Annotated in this window: 2 protein-coding genes; both read right to left on the bottom strand. The window is 32.7% G+C overall.

Features of this window, described 5'->3' with window-relative positions:
* On the bottom strand, positions 1 to 808 hold an 808-nt coding region (locus V7659_RS30350), incomplete at its 3' end, for a DUF3231 family protein (protein ID WP_335543732.1).
* A 141-nt stretch (positions 809 to 949) separates the two neighbouring features.
* The gene (locus V7659_RS30345; RefSeq protein WP_335543731.1) at positions 950 to 1,690 is read right to left on the bottom strand and encodes a GGDEF domain-containing protein; all 741 of its coding nucleotides are present in this window, start codon (positions 1,688 to 1,690) and stop codon (positions 950 to 952) included.
* Positions 1,691 to 1,739 lie beyond the last annotated feature (49 nt).

Here is a 1,739-nt window from a genome sequence, read left to right as displayed (position 1 = left end):
AAAAGGGAGAAAAAGTAGATGTTGTCACTAAATCATCCAGAAAAGATGGTGCAGGCAAATTTTCATCATGAAGTTTTTGCATATATTCTTGAATACTTGCTGTTGTAAGGTCCCTGCCTTTTTCAAACAATTTCCGAATTTTTTCATCCTTTGCTACTTGGGCAAAAGCCATAATTAAAGCCTTACTCGTAACATTATTTTCAATATTATCGTAAAAGTGTGCGATTTCTAAAGCGTGCAAGGGTCGTACATGTCCAAAGAAACCATTTAAAAAATCCCGATGAACAAATTCTACTTTTTCTGGAATTGGAATTAATGGCGGCTTAATAATTAGACCTTTATTCATTAATATTTCTTTGATTTGGTCCATTAAATCCATAGTAGAATCCATACAGTATCTGAAAAATTCATTTACATCTTTTCGATAAACAAGAGGGATGCCAACGTTATAAATACTCATCCCTGCTTTCGAAGCATATTTTAGGTAATGGACATAGAATTCATCTTGAAATAACCGAGGAGCGCCTAGGTTTACGTCCTCTTCGGAAAATCCTTTCGGAATAGGGAAATTCTCTTTTTGGAAAATTCCTTCAGTGATTTTCATAAATTCTTCGGCTAACTTTAATGCATTTTCTAACAAGGTTTTAATATCATTATCCTCAACGTGTTGAAGATAATAACTTAAAATGTACTTTCCCATGCTGTTTCCCATATAGGTAGCCCACAGTTTACCCATTTCTGCTGATGTTAAATTTTCATTTATTTCGGTTTTATATGAGTTTAATTTAATCGGCTTAATTGTTTTCATGATTACTCCCTTAACCTACTTTTCCCTCTAGTATTTTCCTTTTTTTGAAGTCATATTCTAGGATCTTATTTTATGTCGTTATGACTGCACAAAAAAAAGCCGCCAAGATGGCGACAGATCCTTTAAGTCTTACATCCAATATTAGGAAAATATTTCATATGTGTTTTTTCCTTGTAATTTTGCTTTATACATTGCGATGTCAGCATTTTTTATTAAATTCATTGCTTTATCTCCGTGTTCTGGGAAAAAAGCAATACCAACACTTGTTGAAGTGTAAATTATATTTTCGATGATCGTAAAAGGCATACTTATCTCTTTGATGATTCTTCTCACATATTCTAAAACTAGAGGTTTGGCAGTGTTGGGAAATAAAATGATAAATTCATCTCCTGCAAAACGTGAAACAGTACCTTCTTTACCAACACAATTCATAAGACGCCTTCCAATTTCCTTTAATAAAAGGTCACCAACATCATGCCCAAAAGTATCATTTACCTGTTTAAACCCGTCAATGTCTAGAAACAGGACCGCTCCAGTATTTCTATCTACACGTTGCTTCACTAGTGAATGGTTCAATTCCCTATCAAAAAATCTACGATTTGATAGTCCTGTTATTGAGTCATAATATGCTAACTCTTTGTACTTTTCTTCCGCTCTCTCTAAAGTAATCCTCTGATGCATCACAATAAATAGAAATGGTACGAAAATCAATATAGTAATAAGTATGTCAATGAACTCTTCCAAGCCATCCTGAGGTATATTCCAAATCCAGTGAATTAATCGTTGTAATACGAATACTTCAAAAACTTTTAAAAAAAGTAACCCCATTAAAATCAAAATTATTTTAAAAGACCATTTCGTATATTTTCTCTTAGTTTTCAAAACCAGTTATCTCCAAGTTTTAGTAATCTTTTAACAGATTACTAAAACC

The sequence above is a fragment of the Neobacillus drentensis genome (genome assembly GCF_036966985.1).
Lineage (GTDB): Bacteria > Bacillota > Bacilli > Bacillales > Cytobacillaceae > Neobacillus > Neobacillus drentensis_E.
Note: the sequence above shows the minus strand (reverse complement) of the source record. Positions and strands in the feature narration are given on the sequence as shown.